The 16,732-nt window shown below is 61.2% G+C and carries 16 protein-coding genes; 9 read left to right on the forward strand and 7 right to left on the reverse strand.

Translation table 11 applies throughout. The annotated features are described in order from the left end of the window. Positions 1 to 79 precede the first annotated feature (79 nt). Positions 80 to 829, forward strand: a complete 750-nt coding sequence (locus AACY45_RS01675) for a sulfite exporter TauE/SafE family protein (RefSeq protein ID WP_339543844.1) — start codon at positions 80 to 82, stop codon at positions 827 to 829. Here AACY45_RS01675 and AACY45_RS01680 read toward each other — a convergent pair. Beyond that, on the reverse strand, positions 819 to 1,673 hold the full coding sequence (locus AACY45_RS01680; protein ID WP_339543920.1) for a LysR substrate-binding domain-containing protein: 855 nt from the start codon (positions 1,671 to 1,673) through the stop codon (positions 819 to 821). The genes AACY45_RS01675 and AACY45_RS01680 overlap by 11 nt on opposite strands. 97 nt (positions 1,674 to 1,770) lie before the next feature. On the opposite strand from AACY45_RS01680, the gene AACY45_RS01685 reads away from it, so the two are divergent. After that, positions 1,771 to 1,995 carry a DUF1127 domain-containing protein gene (locus AACY45_RS01685; protein ID WP_339543845.1) on the forward strand — a complete coding sequence of 75 codons (225 nt, stop codon included), beginning with the start codon at positions 1,771 to 1,773 and terminating at the stop codon, positions 1,993 to 1,995. Between the two features lie 74 nt (positions 1,996 to 2,069). Next, positions 2,070 to 3,416 carry a winged helix-turn-helix domain-containing protein gene (locus tag AACY45_RS01690; RefSeq protein WP_339543846.1) on the forward strand — a complete coding sequence of 449 codons (1,347 nt, stop codon included), beginning with the start codon at positions 2,070 to 2,072 and terminating at the stop codon, positions 3,414 to 3,416. Here the strand turns inward: AACY45_RS01690 and AACY45_RS01695 are convergent. After that, positions 3,298 to 4,644 carry a class II 3-deoxy-7-phosphoheptulonate synthase gene (locus AACY45_RS01695; RefSeq protein WP_339543847.1) on the reverse strand — a complete coding sequence of 449 codons (1,347 nt, stop codon included), beginning with the start codon at positions 4,642 to 4,644 and terminating at the stop codon, positions 3,298 to 3,300. The two genes, AACY45_RS01690 and AACY45_RS01695, sit on opposite strands and share 119 nt — an antisense overlap. A gap of 156 nt (positions 4,645 to 4,800) precedes the next feature. Here AACY45_RS01695 and AACY45_RS01700 point away from each other — a divergent pair, with 156 nt between their 5' ends. Continuing rightward, positions 4,801 to 5,556 carry a spermidine synthase gene (locus tag AACY45_RS01700; RefSeq protein ID WP_339543848.1) on the forward strand — a complete coding sequence of 252 codons (756 nt, stop codon included), beginning with the start codon at positions 4,801 to 4,803 and terminating at the stop codon, positions 5,554 to 5,556. A 54-nt stretch (positions 5,557 to 5,610) separates the two neighbouring features. On the opposite strand, the gene AACY45_RS01705 is transcribed toward AACY45_RS01700, so the two are convergent. Then, the gene (locus AACY45_RS01705; RefSeq protein ID WP_339543849.1) at positions 5,611 to 6,402 is read right to left on the reverse strand and encodes a crotonase/enoyl-CoA hydratase family protein; all 792 of its coding nucleotides are present in this window, start codon (positions 6,400 to 6,402) and stop codon (positions 5,611 to 5,613) included. A gap of 421 nt (positions 6,403 to 6,823) precedes the next feature. Here AACY45_RS01705 and AACY45_RS01710 point away from each other — a divergent pair, with 421 nt between their 5' ends. Further along, positions 6,824 to 8,497: a DEAD/DEAH box helicase gene (locus AACY45_RS01710; RefSeq protein ID WP_339543850.1), complete on the forward strand. Its 1,674-nt coding sequence runs from the start codon at positions 6,824 to 6,826 to the stop codon at positions 8,495 to 8,497. A 90-nt stretch (positions 8,498 to 8,587) separates the two neighbouring features. On the opposite strand, the gene AACY45_RS01715 is transcribed toward AACY45_RS01710, so the two are convergent. Continuing rightward, on the reverse strand, positions 8,588 to 9,355 hold the full coding sequence (locus AACY45_RS01715; RefSeq protein WP_339543851.1) for a DODA-type extradiol aromatic ring-opening family dioxygenase: 768 nt from the start codon (positions 9,353 to 9,355) through the stop codon (positions 8,588 to 8,590). Between the two features lie 103 nt (positions 9,356 to 9,458). Here AACY45_RS01715 and AACY45_RS01720 point away from each other — a divergent pair, with 103 nt between their 5' ends. Continuing rightward, a complete protein-coding gene (locus AACY45_RS01720) occupies positions 9,459 to 10,115 on the forward strand; it encodes a thiopurine S-methyltransferase (protein ID WP_339543852.1) in 657 nt (218 codons plus the stop codon). A gap of 170 nt (positions 10,116 to 10,285) precedes the next feature. Here the strand turns inward: AACY45_RS01720 and htpX are convergent, their stop codons facing one another. Together htpX and AACY45_RS01730 are read right to left on the reverse strand one after the other, a co-directional pair. Beyond that, complete coding sequence (gene htpX, locus AACY45_RS01725) at positions 10,286 to 11,173, reverse strand: protease HtpX (RefSeq protein WP_095168127.1); 888 nt, start codon at positions 11,171 to 11,173, stop codon at positions 10,286 to 10,288. Between the two features lie 315 nt (positions 11,174 to 11,488). Then, positions 11,489 to 12,700 (reverse strand): pyridoxal phosphate-dependent aminotransferase, encoded by a 1,212-nt coding sequence (locus AACY45_RS01730; protein ID WP_339543853.1) that lies wholly within the window; start codon positions 12,698 to 12,700, stop codon positions 11,489 to 11,491. 224 nt (positions 12,701 to 12,924) lie between these two features. On the opposite strand from AACY45_RS01730, the gene msrB reads away from it, so the two are divergent. The 3 genes from msrB (at position 12,925) to AACY45_RS01745 (ending at position 14,415) form a co-directional block, all read left to right on the forward strand. Continuing rightward, the gene (gene msrB, locus AACY45_RS01735; RefSeq protein WP_339543854.1) at positions 12,925 to 13,320 is read left to right on the forward strand and encodes a peptide-methionine (R)-S-oxide reductase MsrB; all 396 of its coding nucleotides are present in this window, start codon (positions 12,925 to 12,927) and stop codon (positions 13,318 to 13,320) included. A gap of 151 nt (positions 13,321 to 13,471) precedes the next feature. Next, positions 13,472 to 13,957 carry a glutathione peroxidase gene (locus AACY45_RS01740; RefSeq protein ID WP_339543855.1) on the forward strand — a complete coding sequence of 162 codons (486 nt, stop codon included), beginning with the start codon at positions 13,472 to 13,474 and terminating at the stop codon, positions 13,955 to 13,957. Continuing rightward, positions 13,954 to 14,415, forward strand: a complete 462-nt coding sequence (locus AACY45_RS01745) for a MarR family winged helix-turn-helix transcriptional regulator (protein WP_339543856.1) — start codon at positions 13,954 to 13,956, stop codon at positions 14,413 to 14,415. The genes AACY45_RS01740 and AACY45_RS01745 overlap by 4 nt, the downstream gene beginning before the upstream one ends. On the opposite strand, the gene AACY45_RS01750 is transcribed toward AACY45_RS01745, so the two are convergent. Further along, positions 14,399 to 16,720: a hybrid sensor histidine kinase/response regulator gene (locus AACY45_RS01750; RefSeq protein ID WP_339543857.1), complete on the reverse strand. Its 2,322-nt coding sequence runs from the start codon at positions 16,718 to 16,720 to the stop codon at positions 14,399 to 14,401. The two genes, AACY45_RS01745 and AACY45_RS01750, sit on opposite strands and share 17 nt — an antisense overlap. Positions 16,721 to 16,732: the final 12 nt, after the last annotated feature.

Raw genomic sequence — 16,732 nt, forward strand, 5'->3', positions numbered from 1 at the left:
AGCCATTGTGCGTTGCTGTGCGTTTCCCCGCTAGGAGCGACTGCGTAGGATGCACAGCCTGATGGGGAGGAGATGAATTGTGATTGAGTTGGCGATGTATCTGGTATTAGGGGCTGCCCTGGGCACTGTCGGTGGATTGTTCGGGATCGGCGGTGGATTGATCGCGATTCCGGTGCTGGGCATATTGTTCGGCCTGGATCAGCAGATTGCTCAAGGGACAGCGCTGGTGATGGTGGTGCCCAATGTGATGCTGGCGCTGTGGCGCTACCATCAGCGCACTCGCATCGAACTGCGTCATGCCCTGCCGCTGGCGTCGATGGGCTTCTGTTTCGCCTGGCTCGGCTCCATCTGGGCGGTGGGCATTGATGCCCAGGCCATGCGTATCGGTTTTGTGGCCTTTCTGGTGGCGCTGTCGAGCTACAACCTGCTGCGCATGTTCATGGCGACCGCCACACCCAGTGCACAGATGCGCTACCCATGGCCCTGGTTGGGTGTCCTGGGAGCGGCCTCGGGCGCCATGGGCGGGTTGTTCGGCGTGGGCGGTGCCGTGGTGGCGACGCCGGTGCTCACCAGCCTGTTTGGCACCACACAAGTGGTGGCCCAGGGCCTGTCGCTGGCGCTGGCCTTGCCCAGCACCGGCGTGACGCTGGTCACCTATGCCCTGCATCAGCAGGTGAACTGGAACATTGCGCTGCCCATGGCGGCGGGCGGTCTGTTGAGCATCAGTTGGGGGGTGAAGATCGCCCACGCCATGCCGGAACGCCTGCTGCGCGGGTTGTTCTGCGCCTTCCTGGTGCTGTGTGCGGTGATGCTCGCCTTTAAAGTTTGAAGCCTTCGACAATGTGCTCGGCCAGGCACTCGGTGATGGGTGAGGGGTTATGCAGGTTGCGCAGCAGCATGATGCTGGCCTCGGGCAACTGCGGCAGACCTTGCGCCTCGCCGAGAATACGCATGTCCTGGGGGATCAGGCTTTCCAGTTGGGCCGTTACCGCCAACCCGGCACTGACCACCGCCATGATCGCCGACAGGCTTGAGCTGTTATAGGCGATCCGGTACTCGCGCTCGCTGGCGTCCAGCGCGTTACAGGCCCAGCGCCGGCAAAAACAGTCACTGTTGAACATTGCCAGCGGCAGCGGCACTTGCTCGTTTGGGTTGAAGCACTGCGCCTGGGCCCAGACAAATCGCTCCTTGCGCAGCAATTGCCCGATCTCGCTGCCGGGTTCGCGGGTGACAATCGACAGGTCCAGATCCTGGCGCTGCAGCAGTTGCTCAGAGGAGTCGCAGTGCACTTCGATCTGGATCAGCGGGTAAGACTGGGCGAAGCGCGACAGGATGCCCGGCAGGAAGCGCATGACATAGTCGTCAGGCGTGCCGATCCTGACCATGCCGACCATGTGCGGTTCGCGCAGGGTGTTGAACACTTCACTGTGCAGCTTGAGGATTCGCCGGGCGTAACCCAGCAACACCTGGCCCTCGGCGGTCAGCTTCACCTGGCGGCCGTCGCGCTGGAACAGCTGGCGTTGCAGCACGTCCTCTTCCAGGCGCTTCATCTGCATGCTGACCGCCGATTGCGTGCGGTTGACCAACTCGCCCGCACGGGTGAAACCGCCCTGGTCGGCGATGGCGACGAAGGTGCGCAGGACATCAGTGTCAATGCTGGGGTAGGCGCTCAACTCATCAATCTCCGAGATGTGTTGCATAAGAAACATTCGTTGGATTGATCTTAGTCCTGGCGCGAGACTTGAGCCATCCACAACGGAGGGCAAGACGATGAAAGGTCAAAAGGGTTATGTGCAGTTGAACCATTTTTCACTCCATGGCTTCTCTCACCATCTGCTGGAGAAACTCGTGCGCTGGTATCAGTTGCATCGTGAGCGGGCAGTGCTGGCCAGTCTCAGCGATGACGCCTTGAAAGACATCGGCTTGAGTCGGGCGGACATCCAGCAGGAAGTGCAGCGGCATTTCTGGGAAGACCCCATGGGTAAGGGCAAGTAGCCAGCGCCGAGCGATCCATTGGCGTTTTGCCAGCCTGGCATTAAGGTGGAGCAAACCTCGATCAAGGACGGTGCATGACCAGCTCCCTGAGTTTTTCCCTCAAACAGGCCAGGCGCCTGGCCCTCGCGGCCCAAGGCTTCTCTGGGCGGCAGCCGCCAGCGCCGGTCAAGGCGAGCCAGCTCAATCGGTTGATCGAGCGCCTGGGTGTGCTGCAGATCGATTCGGTCAACGCGTTGGTGCGCTCGCACTACTTGCCCTTGTTCTCGCGCCTCGGAGATTACCCAGCCGAGTTGCTTGATCAGGCTGCCTGGGGCCAGGGGCGACGCCGCACTTTGTTCGAATATTGGGGGCATGAAGCCTCATTGCTGCCGTTGTCGATGTATCCGTTGCTGCGTTGGCGGATGCAGCGGGCGGCGCAAGGTGAGGGGATCTACCAGCAACTGGCGCGTTTCGGGCGGGAGCAACAGGACACCATCCGCCGGGTCCTCGCCTCTGTGGAGGAGCTGGGTGCGCTGGGTGCTGGCAGTTTGTCGACGCGTCAGGAGCGGGCGGGCCCCTGGTGGGACTGGAGTGTGGAGAAACATGCATTGGAGTGGTTGTTCGCGGCCGGGGAGGTCACGGTGGCGGGGCGACGCGGTTTTGAGCGGCTCTACGATCTGCCGGAACGGGTGATACCCAAGTCCGTGCGCAGCGTTGCTCTGCAAAGCGAGGCCGAGGCGCAACGGGGGCTGCTCCTGCATGCCACCGCTGCGCTGGGCGTGGCCACTGAGAGGGACCTGCGCGACTATTTTCGCCTGGAGTTGGTGCAGTGTCGCAGCGCGTTGGCAGAGCTGGTGGAAGATGGCGCGTTGCAGGTATGTGAAGTGCAGGGCTGGAAGCAGCCGGCGTACTGTTTGCCTGAGCCGAAAGTGCCGCGCCGGGTCAGTGCCAGTGCCTTGCTCTCACCCTTTGATTCGTTGATCTGGGAGCGCAGCCGGACCGAGCGCCTGTTCGATTTCCGTTACCGCCTGGAAATCTATACGCCCCCGGCCAAGCGGGTATATGGCTACTACGTGTTGCCGTTTCTGCACCATGAGCGGATCGCCGCGCGGGTGGACTTGCGGGCAGAACGGGCGTTGGGCCGGTTGGCCGTGCACGCAGTGCACGAGGAGCAACCGGGGCTGGATGAGGTGGGCATGCAGGCGCTGGCGGACAGCTTGCGCCGGATGGCGGGCTGGTTGGGCCTGGCGCAGATTCAACTCAATTGCCCCCGCGCCAGTGCGGCGCGCGGTTGCGGGTGGCGTTGGCGGGTTGCACCCCGATTTAGCGGCGAACCTGCTTCAGGGTTTCGGCGATCAGGAACGCCAGCTCCAGCGACTGATCGGCATTCATCCGTGGATCGCAGTGGGTATGGTAGCGGTCCGACAAGCCGTCCTCGGTGATCGGGCGTGCGCCGCCGATGCACTCGGTGACGTTCTGACCGGTCATCTCGATGTGAATACCGCCAGCGTAAGTGCCTTCGGCCTGGTGAACCTGGAAGAACTGCTTCACCTCACCGAGGATCTGCGCGAAATCCCGGGTCTTGTAGCCGCTGCTGGCCTTGATGGTATTGCCATGCATCGGGTCGCTGCTCCAGAGCACTTTCTTGCCTTCACGCTCCACGGCACGAATCAGTTGCGGCAGGTGATCGCCGACCTTGTTTGCGCCCATGCGGGCGATCAGGTTCAGGCGGCCCGGGTCGTTGTCCGGGTTGAGCACGTCGATCAGGCGAATCAGCTCATCGGTGTTCATGCTCGGGCCGACCTTGACCCCGATCGGGTTGTTGACCCCGCGCAGGAACTCGACGTGGGCGCCGTCGAGCTGGCGGGTGCGGTCGCCGATCCACAGCATGTGGGCGGAGCAGTCGTAATAGTCGTTGGTCAGGCTGTCGCGCCGTACGAAGGCTTCTTCGTAATTGAGCAGCAGGGCTTCGTGGGCGGTGAAGAAACTGGTCTCGCGCAATTGTGGCGACGAATCCATACCGCAGGCGCGCATGAAGGCCAGGGTTTCATCGATACGGTTGGCCAGGTGGCTGTACTTTTCCGCCAGCGCCGAGTTGGCGATGAAGTCCAGGTTCCACTTGTGTACCTGGTGCAGGTCGGCAAAACCGCCTTGGGCGAAGGCGCGCAACAGGTTCAGGGTGGCGGTGGACTGATGGTAGGACTGCAGCAGGCGATCTGGGTCCGGCACCCGGCTTTTTTCGTCGAAGCCGATGCCGTTGACGATGTCACCCCGATAAGCCGGCAGGGTCACGCCATCGATGGTTTCGTCGTTGGCCGAGCGCGGCTTGGCGAATTGCCCGGCCATGCGCCCGACCTTGACCACCGGGCAGCCGGCAGCAAAGGTCATGACGATGGCCATCTGCAGCAGTACCTTGAAGGTGTCGCGAATCTTGGCCGCCGAGAACTCGGCAAAACTTTCCGCGCAGTCACCGCCCTGCAACAGAAACGCACGACCTTCGGTCACCTCGGCAAACTGACGGCGCAACTCCCGGGCCTCTCCGGCAAACACCAGGGGCGGATAACTGGCCAGGCTTTGCTCGACGGCGTGCAGGTGCGCCGCGTCCGGGTAGTGGGGTTGTTGCTGGATCGGCAGGGCGCGCCAGCTGTCAGGACTCCAGGGTTGGCTCATCACGGTCTCTAGTGTTTACGCACGGGACCTCATGTTATCAGCAATTAGTACGTGACCTGCTGGCGATGCTTGGTCGACAATCGCGCCTTTGCCGCGTAACGCGGAACGAATGATAACGTTGCCCCGGGACTGGCCGGGCAACGACCAGGAGACGAAATGACTGAGGAGCGCGTCGAGCATCTGCTCGCCGAAGTGCACGATGAGTTCGGCATGATCCGGGTGCTGGAAGTGGCGGATTATCGCTTCCTCGAATTTGGCGACGCCATCGAGCAGAGCTGCGTGTTCACCGCTGACCCGAGCTGGCTGGAGTATGACTACACCCGCGCCATGCTGATTGGCGCGCTGTGCCACGAACAGCCGGACAGCGCGTTGTTCCTTGGTCTGGGCGCTGGGACCCTGACCCAGGCGTGCCTGAAGTTCCTGCCCCTGGAAGACGTAGAAGCCATCGAACTGCGCCCGGATGTACCGCGCCTGGCCATCGAGTACCTGGGCCTGGACGATGATCCGCGTCTGTATATCCGCATTGGCGATGCGCTCGAACTGTTGGAAACCGCCGAGCCGGCGGACTTGATCTTCGTCGACCTCTACACCGATGTCGGGCCGGGTGTCGGGCACCTGGCGTGGAATTTCCTGGAGAATTGCCAGAAACGCCTGAATCCGGGCGGTTGGCTGGTGATCAATCAATGGGCCACTGATGACGGCAAACCATTGGGCGCGGCGCTGCTGCGCGGGCTGTATCACCGTCACTACTGGGAGCTGCCGGTGAAGGAGGGCAATGTGATCCTGATCGTGCCCGCGGAGCTGGACCAGGAACTGGACATGCACGGGTTGACCGCTCGCGCCGAAGCCCTGGCCCCGCGCCTGGGGTACTCGTTGCAGAACCTGATCAAGGCCATTCGTCCCGCGACATAACGAGTAGTTGACCGGTCATACCCTCGTCCCGTGGGCGAGCCCGCTCGCGATTGCCTAGAGGCCTTTGAACACTCCCGCTCGTTTTTCGATCAGCGACCTTACGCCTTCCCTGGCGTCCTCGCTGTTGAGCAGTGCCTTGGCCAGCGCCGGCAAACTCGCCGCTACCGCCGCTTCACCCTCAATGTGGGCCTGGCGCGCCGACTGCAATGTCGCTCGAACCCCCAGCGGTGCCTGGCGGGCGATGCGTTCGGCCAGTTCAATGGCGCGCGGCAGCAGATCCTCACTGGCCATGACCTCCTGCACCAACCCCAGGCGCAATGCTTCGTGGGCGTCGAACTCGTCACCGGTCAACAGCCAGCGCATGGCATTGCCCCAGCCCGACAGTCGAGGCAGGCGCAAGGTGGCGCCGCCGAAGGGAAAGATCCCGCGCTGGACTTCCATCTGCGCAAAGCGGGTATTGCTGGCGCACAGGTTGATGTCCGCCGCCAGCATCAGCTCGATACCAATGGTCAGGCAATAGCCGTGGGCAGCCACAATCACCGGTTTACTGACCCTCGGCCCGACGAACACCCCCCACGGATCGCAGCCGCCAGGCGGAACCTGCCAGCCCTTTGCCAGTGAGCCGCTGGCACTCATCAGGTCCAGGCCGGCGGTAAAGTGTTCGCCATGGGCAAACACCACTGCGACCCGGGCCTGGGGGTCGGCTTCGTATTCGCCATAAGCCAGGCTCAGGGCGTTCAGCAGGTCCAGGTCAAATGCGTTGCGCTTGGCGACCCGATCCAGCCCGATCAGCAGGACATGCCCCCGTCGTTCTCGGCTGACACGACTCTTATCCGGTTGATTCATGGGGTAAATCCTCGGGAGGGAAGGAGGTATCGGACCAAAGGTCCCGGCCTGCAAGATGAACCGTTTTAGCGTGATGACCAGCAGGGCCGGGCCTTTGAAAAATAGACCGTCGCGCGAATATCCACAAAAGCTGTGACACTCCTGCGTTCACAGGCGTTTGCCGATAAAAAAAGCTCCCTTTTTGAGGGAATTCCGGTATAGTGCGCGCCGGCCTTTAGCCGGGCCGCGTTTAGGCAGAGCAATTCCCCGAAGTCAGCTTCGGCTGCACGTCCGCACTGCGGACTCTTCCTTGACGATTCTTTTCATTCATTCGTTTTCGCAAATCCCCGCCGACAAAGCTGCCAGGGCGACTCTTGAGTCTCAACACGGCACGCGCAGCTTTGGAGCATGGGTCTTTGCGGATGCACTTAGAGGCAGACCCATGACCCAGGAAACCGGCGGCTTCGCCGCTTTTAATCTTAATCCGAATATTCTGGCAGCCGTCATCGCGACCGGCTACGAAGAGCCTTCGGCTATTCAGCAGCAATCGATCCCGATCATTATGGCCGGTCACGACATGATTGGTCAGGCGCAAACCGGTACGGGTAAAACCGCTGCGTTCGCCCTGCCAATCCTGCATCGCATCGATCCTGCAAAGCGCGAGCCGCAAGCCCTGATCCTGGCGCCAACCCGAGAGTTGGCGCTGCAAGTTGCAACCGCTTTTGAAACCTACGCCAAGCAAATGCCAGGCGTAACTGTTGTGGCTGTCTACGGCGGCGCGCCGATGGGCCCACAATTGAAAGCAATCCGTAATGGCGCACAGATTGTTGTCGCCACTCCGGGCCGTCTGTGCGACCACCTGCGTCGCGACGAAAAAGTACTGGCGACCGTGAACCACCTGGTTCTCGACGAAGCCGACGAAATGCTCAAACTGGGCTTCATGGACGACCTGGAAGTTATCTTCAAGGCCTTGCCACCGACCCGTCAGACCGTACTGTTCTCGGCCACCTTGCCGCAATCGATCCGTGCCATTGCCGAACGCCATCTGCGCGATCCGCAACACGTGAAGATCCAGACCAAGACCCAGACCGTTACCGCGATCGAACAGGCTCACCTGTTGGTTCACGCTGACCAGAAGACCTCGGCTGTATTGAGCCTGCTGGAAGTGGAAGATTTCGACGCACTGATCATGTTCGTGCGGACCAAGCAAGCGACCCTGGACCTGGCCAGCGCCCTGGAAGCCAAAGGCTACAAAGCCGCTGCGCTGAACGGTGACATTGCCCAGAACCAGCGTGAGCGCGTGATCGACTCCCTCAAGGATGGCCGTCTGGACATCGTTGTGGCGACCGACGTTGCGGCTCGTGGCCTGGACGTTCCGCGCATCACTCACGTGTTCAACGTTGACATGCCGTACGATCCGGAATCCTACGTTCACCGTATCGGCCGTACTGGCCGTGCCGGTCGCGAAGGTCGTGCACTGTTGCTGGTGACTCCGCGTGAGCGCCGCATGCTGCAAGTGATCGAGCGTGTAACCGGGCAGAAAGTGGCTGAAGTTCGCCTGCCGGACGCTCAGGCCGTTCTCGATGCGCGCATCAAGAAACTGACCAACAGCCTGGCGCCGCTGGTGGCTGATGCCGAGTCGACCCACGGTGATCTGCTCGATCGCCTGACCGCCGACATCGGTTGCAGCCCACGTGCCCTGGCCGCAGCCCTGCTGCGCAAGGCTACCAACGGTCAAGCGCTGACCCTGGCCGCGATCGAGAAGGAACGTCCTCTGGTGCCGAACAATGCACCGCGTGGCGACCGTCCAGAGCGTACCGGTGATCGTCCGGACCGTGGTGATCGTGAGCGTCGTGCGCCGATCCCGCTGGCCGAAGGTCGTGCTCGTTGCCGTACCGCGCTGGGTGCGCGTGACGGTATCGCCGCCAAGAACCTGCTGGGCGCCATCCTCAACGAAGGTGGCCTGGCGCGCGAAGCAATCGGTCGCATCCAGGTGCGTGACAGCTTCTCGCTGGTAGAGCTGCCGGAAGATGGTCTGGAGAAACTGCTGACCAAGCTGAAGGACACTCGTGTTGCCGGTAAGCAGCTGAAACTGCGCCGCTACCGCGAAGATTGATCCGCCCTCGGGCTGATTGATCTGCGATAAAAAATCCCCGACTGGTTCGGGGATTTTTTTTGCCTGCTGTTTGCCGGCGAGGTTCAGTGGTCAACCAAACCGATAGATGTCCATGCCCAGCGCGCCCAGGGTGAAACCTGTGTGCGCCACGCTGAACGCCCCCCCGGCACCGCGGGCAAAATACAGCGGTAACAAGTGTTCGTCACTCGGGTGACTGCGTACCGCGTTCGGCGCCTGTTGGCGGTAGTCATGCAGTGCCGCTTCATCGTCGGCCGCCAGCTTGTCGATCATCCAGTCACGGAACTCACGGGCCCAAGGCTCGATGCTTTCGGGGCCGGCATGCCAGTCCAGTTCCCGCAGGTTGTGGGTGATGCTGCCGGAGCCGATCAGCAGCACGCCCTGTTGGCGCAGGCTGGACAGTGCGCGGCCAATCCGGGTCTGTAGCACCGGGCCGGCGTGGCTTGGCAGCGATACCTGCACCACGGGGATGTCGGCACGCGGATACATCAGCGACAACGGCACCCAGACCCCATGATCGAACGGGCGCTGCCCGTCGAGCTGCGCCGGCAGGCCGTCAGCCATGATCCGTTCGGCGACCTGTGCCGCCAGCTCGGGCTGACCGGGTGCGGGGTACTGCACGGCGAACAGGGCGGCAGGAAAGCCACCAAAGTCGTGCCAGGTTTCTGGCTGTGCGCCGCTGCTGACCCGTATGTCTCGACTTTCCCAGTGCGCGGAGACGATCACTATGGCCGTGGGGGTTGGCAACTCGCTGGCCAGGCGCGCGAGTGCCGGTCCACTGGCGCCGGGCTCCAGCGCCAGCATAGGTGAGCCATGGGAGATAAACAGGCTGGGGAACATGGGAGAGATCCTGAGCGGTAAGATGGCTGCATCTTCAGTCAGATCATTGATCTAAATCTAATATAAGTTTTAGGGCAAATTGATCGAATTTTCAGGGTGATTTATGCAGCCGGAGTTTTGGCACAAGAAATGGGCTTCGAACCAGATCGGTTTTCACCTGCCACAAGTCAATCCGTATTTGCAGCGCCACTGGCCGGACCTGGCGATCCCTGCGCGGGTGCGGGTGCTGGTCCCGCTGTGTGGCAAGAGTCTGGATCTGCTATGGCTGGCAGGGCAGGGGCACCAGGTGCTCGGGATTGAAATTTCGCAGAAGGCCGTCGAAGACTTTTTCAGCGAGCAGCAGCTGGCGCCTGAGGTGAGCGAAGTGGGGGCGTTCAAGGTCTATCGTGCCGGGGCCATCGAGCTGTGGTGTGGCGATTTTTTTGCACTGGCGGCGCACGATGTGATCGATTGTGCCGCGCTGTACGATCGAGCGGCACTGATTGCCTTGCCGCCGCCGATGCGCGAGCGTTATGGCGCGCACCTGCAACAGATCTTGCCGGCCGAGTTTCGGGGATTACTGGTAACCCTTGATTACGATCAGGCACAGCTGCCAGGGCCACCGTTTGCCGTGAAGGATGACGAGGTGCAGCAGTCGTTGGGTCGCTTCTGGTGCCTGCAGGTGCTGCAGGAGCAGGATGTGCTGGGTGAAAGCTGGAAGTTCCTGCAGGCCGGGGTGACACGGCTGGTGGAGCGGGTGTACCGGATCTCTCCTCGTTAGCTTTGTGTTGCCTGTGCCGGCCTATCGCGAGCAGGCCCCACATTGGACGGGACACCCGCCAGGGTGGGAGCGAGCCTGCTCGCGAAGGGCCCTGGCAAGCAACCCTGTCCTCAAGGCAAACAAAAAAGGCCCGCATCGCTGCGGGCCTTTTTGTTGTTACGCTGGTCTGATCAACCGCGACGACGCAGTGCGTCGATACGTTCTTCCAGCGGCGGGTGGCTCATGAACATGCGAGCGAACCCTTGCTTGAGGCCACCGTTGATGCCGAAGGCATTCAGGGTGTCCGGCATGTGCACTGGCAGGCCTTGTTCAGAGCGCAGGCGTTGCAGGGCGCCGATCATGGCGCTGGTACCGGCCAGGCGGGCACCGGCTTCGTCGGCACGGAACTCGCGTTTGCGCGAGAACCACATGACGATCGAACTGGCCAGGAAGCCCAGCACCAGTTCCGCGAAGATGGTCGCGATGTAGTAGGCAATGCCTTGGCCTTCTTCGTTCTTGAAAATCACCTTGTCGACAAAGTTGCCGATGATCCGCGCAAAGAACATCACGAAAGTGTTCACCACGCCCTGGACCAGCGCCAGGGTGACCATGTCACCGTTGGCTACGTGGCCGATCTCGTGGGCCAGGACCGCTTTCACTTCGTCTGGCGAGAAACGTTCGAGCAAGCCCTGGCTGACTGCGACCAGTGCATCGTTCTTGTTCCAGCCGGTGGCAAACGCGTTGGCCTCGTAAGCCGGGAAAATACCGACTTCAGGCATCTTGATCCCGGCTTCGCGGGACAGTTGCTCAACGGTTTGCAACAACCATTGTTCATGGCGAGTGCGCGGCTGGCTGATGATTTGGGTGCTGGTGCTCATCTTCGCCATCCACTTGGAGATGAACAGCGAGAACAGGGAACCGGCGAAACCAAAGACCGCACAGAAAATCAGCAGCTGATTGAGGTTGAGATCAACCCCGTTGGCCGCCATGAACCCGTTGAAGCCGAAAAGGCTCAGGGTGATGCTGGCAATCAGCACGACCGCCAGGTTAGTGGCCAAAAACAGCAGGATGCGCATCATGGTTGTAGAAATCTCCTCATGCTAAAGATGTAGCTTACTGCGGGGTATATAAGGTGCTGCACCGGGCTATTCAACCGAGTGACTATTTCAAACTGTGTCCTACAGCCAGATTCTAGTGGGTTGCAGGACATTTCTCGTATCACCTCACGCAATATTGGGCCGGTTTTTCCCTGCGCAATGCCCGTGGCTATTGGGTTGCAGCCACAATTGAGGCCGCGCCAGCACACAAGGCGCAGAGGGTAGTCGAAAGGCGGGGGATATGTTGCTGAATCAATCACCGAGGACGGGTGAGTACCCGCCTCGGCAGCAGGTCGGTTACTGGCGGTAGGATTTCAGGAAGTTGCCGATCCGGCCGATGGCCATGTCCAGGTCGTCGAGGCGGGGCAGGGTCACGACGCGGAAATGGTCAGGCCATGGCCAGTTGAACGCCGTGCCCTGCACCACCAGCAGTTTTTCCGAGAGCAGCAGGTCGAGCACGAATTTTTCATCATTGTGGATCGGGCAGACTTTCGGGTCGATCCGCGGGAAGGCGTACAGCGCCCCCATCGGCTTCACGCAGCTGACGCCCGGAATGTCATTGAGCAGCTCCCAGGTCCGGTTGCGTTGCTCCAGCAGACGCCCCTGGGGCAGCACCAGGTCGTTGATGCTCTGGTAGCCGCCCAGTGCCGTCTGGATCGCATGCTGGCTCGGCACGTTGGCGCACAGGCGCATATTGGCCAGCATGTCGATGCCTTCGATGTAGCTCTGGGCGTGTTGCTTGGGCCCGGAGATGGCGATCCAGCCCGAACGGAAACCCGCCACCCGGTAGGACTTGGACAGGCCGTTGAAGGTCAGGCACAGCAGGTCCGGCGCCAGCGAGGCGGTGCAGATGTGCACAGCGTCGTCGTACAGGATCTTGTCGTAGATTTCGTCGGAGAACACCACCAGGTTGTGCTGGCGAGCCAGTTCGAGCATGCCCATCAGGACTTCGCGCGAGTACACCGCGCCGGTCGGGTTGTTCGGGTTGATGATCACCAGGGCCTTGGTGTTGGGGGTGATCTTGGCCTTGATGTCCGCCAGGTCAGGGAACCAGTCGGCCTGTTCGTCGCACAGGTAATGCACTGGGTTGCCGCCGGCCAGGCTCACCGCGGCAGTCCACAGCGGGTAGTCGGGCGCTGGAACCAGTACTTCGTCGCCATTGTTGAGCAGGGCCTGCATCGACATCACGATCAGTTCGGAAACGCCGTTGCCCAGGTAGATGTCCTCGATACCGACACCTTCGACCTGCTTCTGCTGGTAGTACTGCATGACGGCCTTGCGAGCGCTGAACAGGCCTTTGGAGTCGCTGTAGCCCTGGGCGGTCGGCAGGTTGCGGATGACGTCCTGGAGGATTTCATCAGGCGCTTCGAAACCAAAGGGCGCCGGGTTGCCGATGTTCAGCTTGAGGATGCGATGGCCTTCCTCTTCCAGGCGCTTGGCGTGCTTGAGCACCGGGCCGCGAATGTCATAACAGACGTTGGCGAGCTTGTTCGATTTGCTGACCTGCATGGCGATGTGTTCCCGAAAATGAACGATCCAGACGTTGTATGCACTACCGTACTGGGAATCCTGCGTTCTCACACGAGCCCGGCGCCTCGGAGCGGTGCACCAAAATCCGTTTGAATGCGTGTAACGCGGCTGCCAGACTGGCGTTTGACGAGGCGCAATCATACGTGCCGCCCGATCCGTGGAAAAGGTACAGATCGGGCTTTTTCAGTTGCTGAGGTAGGACGATGGAAAAGATCCAGAAAACCCTGGAAGAGTGGCGGGCCATGCTCGATCCGGAGCAGTACAACGTGTGCCGTCTCAAGGGCACCGAGCGACCGTTCTCGGGCAAGTACAACGCGACCAAAACCGCGGGTGTCTATCATTGCATCTGCTGCAATGAACCGCTGTTCGACTCCCGGGCAAAGTTCGATTCCGGCTGCGGCTGGCCGAGTTTCTATGAGCCGATCGGCGCCAGTGCCATGGTCGAAATCCGCGATGTCAGCCACGGCATGATCCGCACTGAAGTGGTTTGCGCCAAATGCGAGGCGCACCTGGGGCATGTGTTCCCGGATGGCCCGCCGCCTACTGGCCTGCGTTATTGCATCAACTCCGTGTGCCTGGACTTGGTCCCGCGCGAATGAGGTAGACGCTGGCTGGCCGGCGAAAGTCTGCCCCAGGCAACCAATGCTCGCTAGCCAGCCGGTAGTGCCGGTCGGCTTTCGGTTAATTAAATTGCACGCAATCCAATTGATCGCTATGTTTATTGTCACCGCCTACTATCCGGAGCCCCCCATGACCGACAACCTGCTCAACATCCCATGCACTACGATCAAGGGGGAGCAAAAGACCCTCGCCGACTACGCCGGCAAAGCGGTGCTGGTGGTCAACACCGCCAGCAAGTGTGGTTTCACCCCGCAATACAAGGGACTGGAAGCGTTGTGGCAGACCTATAAGGATCAAGGCCTGGTGGTGCTCGGTTTTCCCTGCAATCAGTTCGGCAAGCAGGAGCCGGGCAACGAGGAGGCGATCTCCGAGTTTTGCGAACTGAATTTCGGCGTCAGCTTTCCCCTGTTCAAAAAAATCGACGTCAATGGCCGTGACGCCCATCCGTTGTTTGTCCAGTTGAAGCAGCGCGCACCCGGGGTGTTGGGGTCCCAGGGCATCAAATGGAACTTCACCAAGTTCCTGATTGGTCAGGACGGCAAGTTGGTCAAGCGTTTTGCCCCCGCGACCAAACCCCAGGACCTGACGCGCGAGATTGAAGTCCTGCTCAAATGAATGACCTGTCCGTTGATTCGCTGGCGCTGGATAACCAGCTCTGTTTCAAACTGTACGCGGCCTCCAGGGCGGTGATCCGGGGCTATAAGCCCTTGCTCGAGCCCCTGGGCCTGACCTATCCGCAGTACCTGGTGATGCTGGTGTTGTGGGAGTGGCAGCAACAGCCGCCTGAGCAACCCACCGTCAAGGCGTTGGGCGAACGCCTGGCGCTGGATTCCGGAACGCTGACGCCCTTGCTCAAGCGCCTGGAGCATATGCAGTTCGTGCAGCGCCAGCGCTCGGCGCGGGACGAGCGTGAAGTGCACCTGAGCTTGTCGCCAGCCGGTGTTGCCCTGCGAGAGCAGGTCGGGCCGCTCAAGGCCAGGTTACTGTGCGACAGCGGCATCGACCTGCAGCAACTGACGCAATTGCGCGCGGGCCTCGATCAGTTGCTGGCGCAGATCAAGGGGCTTTCCTGAGCGGTATCCACAGGTCCAGCAACGCGGCCAGTTCCTCGCGGCGAAAGGGTTTGGCCAGGTAGTCGTTCATCCCAGCCGCGCGACAGCGCTCCCGTTCCTCGGGCATGGCATTGGCGGTCAAGGCGACGATCGGCAGGTCCGGCCAGCGGCCGCTGCGCCGGATATGCCGGCTGGCTTCATAGCCGTCCATGACCGGCATGTTGCAGTCCATGAGCACCAGGTCGAAGTGGCCGAGTTCCAGTTGGTCGAGTGCCTCGGCGCCGTGGGACACCACAATCACGTCGCTGCCCAGTTTGCTCAGCATGCCTTTGGCCACCAGTTGATTGACCGGATTGTCTTCCACCAACAGGATTCGCCCACGACGTGGAGGTGATGGCGGGTGATCGGGCGCAGGGCTATCCCCGCCGCTTGCCACATTCAAGGCGCGACGCAAGGTCTGGTACAACGCATTACGCGCCAGCGGGCGGGCTTGTTGTTGCAGGGGGGCGAGGGCAGCGCTTTCTTCGCTGGGCATGAAGTTGCCGTAGGCCGTCACCAGCAAGATGGGCGCCTTGACGGTCGGACGCAATCCGAACAGGCATTGCGGGCAGTCGGTAATCAGTACATCCGGGTCGAGTCCATGCAAAGCGTCATCGAGGCTGCGCTGCTGGTAGTCCAGTCCCCATCCGGGCAGCAGGCTGCGCAACAATTCGGCCAGGCCGCTGCTGGCCGGGGTGATGGCCACGACGTTACCGTGCAGGCGGGCCACAGGGCTGGCGTGCGTGTGTAGGGGCAGTGGCAGGTCGGCGCAGAACTGGCTGCCAAACCCCGATTCCGAGCTGATGCTCAGGCGTCCCTGCATGGCATTGCACAGGTTGAAGGTCAGGGCCAGCCCCAGCCCGGTGCCGCCGAACTGGCGGGTAATGCCGGCGCCGGCCTGGGTAAAGGGCTGGAAGATCTTGACCTGGGCATCCTGGGCAATGCCGATGCCGGTGTCGCAGACTTCGATCCTGACGCCATCTTCCCGTGTACTGAGGCGCACATCGACTCGGCCAAAGCGGGTGAATTTGAGGGCATTGGACAGCAGGTTGCTGACGATCTGCCGCACCCGAGTCGGGTCGCCGATCACCTGGGCGGGGAATTGCGGATCGATCAGGCAGGTCAGTTCGACACTGGGCGCAGCGTTCTGCGAAAGCAGGTTGGCGGTGTCTTCGATCAATGAGCCGAGGTCGAAGGGAATGTGTTCGAGTTCTAGTTGGCCGGCATCGAATTTCGACAGGTCGAGAATATCGTTGAGCAGTTCCACCAGCACTTTGCCGGAGTCGTGGGCAATCGACAGTTGTTGGCGCTGCTCGGCATTCAAGGGGCTGTCCAGGGACAAGGCGATCATGCCCAGCAGGCCGTTGAGGGGCGTGCGGATCTCATGACTCATGTTGGCCAAAAACACCGAGCGAGTCTGCGCCATGTCCAGGGCGGTCTGGCGGGCAATCTCCAGTTCCTCGTTGGAGGACGTCAGGCGCTGATTGATCGCTTTCAGCTCGGCGGTCCGCGACGAGACGATGGACTCCAGTTGCCCCAGGTAGTCGGTCAGGCGATTTTCGGCGGCGCGCCGCTGCTGGATTTCCGTGGTCATGCTTTCGAATTGCTGGTTGGCCACCTTGACCAGCACCCCGATTTCATCGTTCTGGTGGTGCGTCGGGCATTCCAGTGGCGGTTGCTCGGGGAGGCGCGGGTCACGCGTGCTCAGTTCGCGAATGACCCGTACCAGCGGCTTGGTCAGCATCACATAGAACAACGCCAGGAGAATGCCGCTGAGGATCAGGCTGCGGGCGAAACCATTGAGCAGGGTGACTTCGGCCCGGCGCAAAAATCGGCTGCCGAAGGCGTAGGTGTCGACCTCCAGTTCCAGGGTACCGAGGGACTCATCGGGCAAGTGCTCGAGGAACAGCCGCTCCTTGAACTGGCGATCGGCACCAAACAGGAAGTCGCTGATCACTCGGTAGCTACTGGCTGAAGGGGCACGTTTGACGTTGGCCAGCACGGTATTGTTATTGTCGGTCAGGCGCGCGCCAATCACCGCTGGGGAGCGCAACAGGCCGAGGGTCAACTCCTGGGCCAGTTCCGCGTCGATGTTGTAGGCGATCCGGGAGGCGGGACTGTGGCTGATTTCCAGCAACGACAATATTTCCCGGTTGATGGAAGCATCTTCGCTGGCATAATCGATGCCTATTTGCAGCAGACTCAGCAGCATACCCAGGACAAAACCGACCAGCACGGTGAGCTTGGCTTGCTTATAGGACAGGCGGTTAGTGAACGTGATATCCATCGGGTGCTGAAC

The sequence above is a fragment of the Pseudomonas sp. RA_35y_Pfl2_P32 genome, assembly GCF_963970735.1.
Taxonomy (GTDB): Bacteria; Pseudomonadota; Gammaproteobacteria; order Pseudomonadales; family Pseudomonadaceae; genus Aquipseudomonas.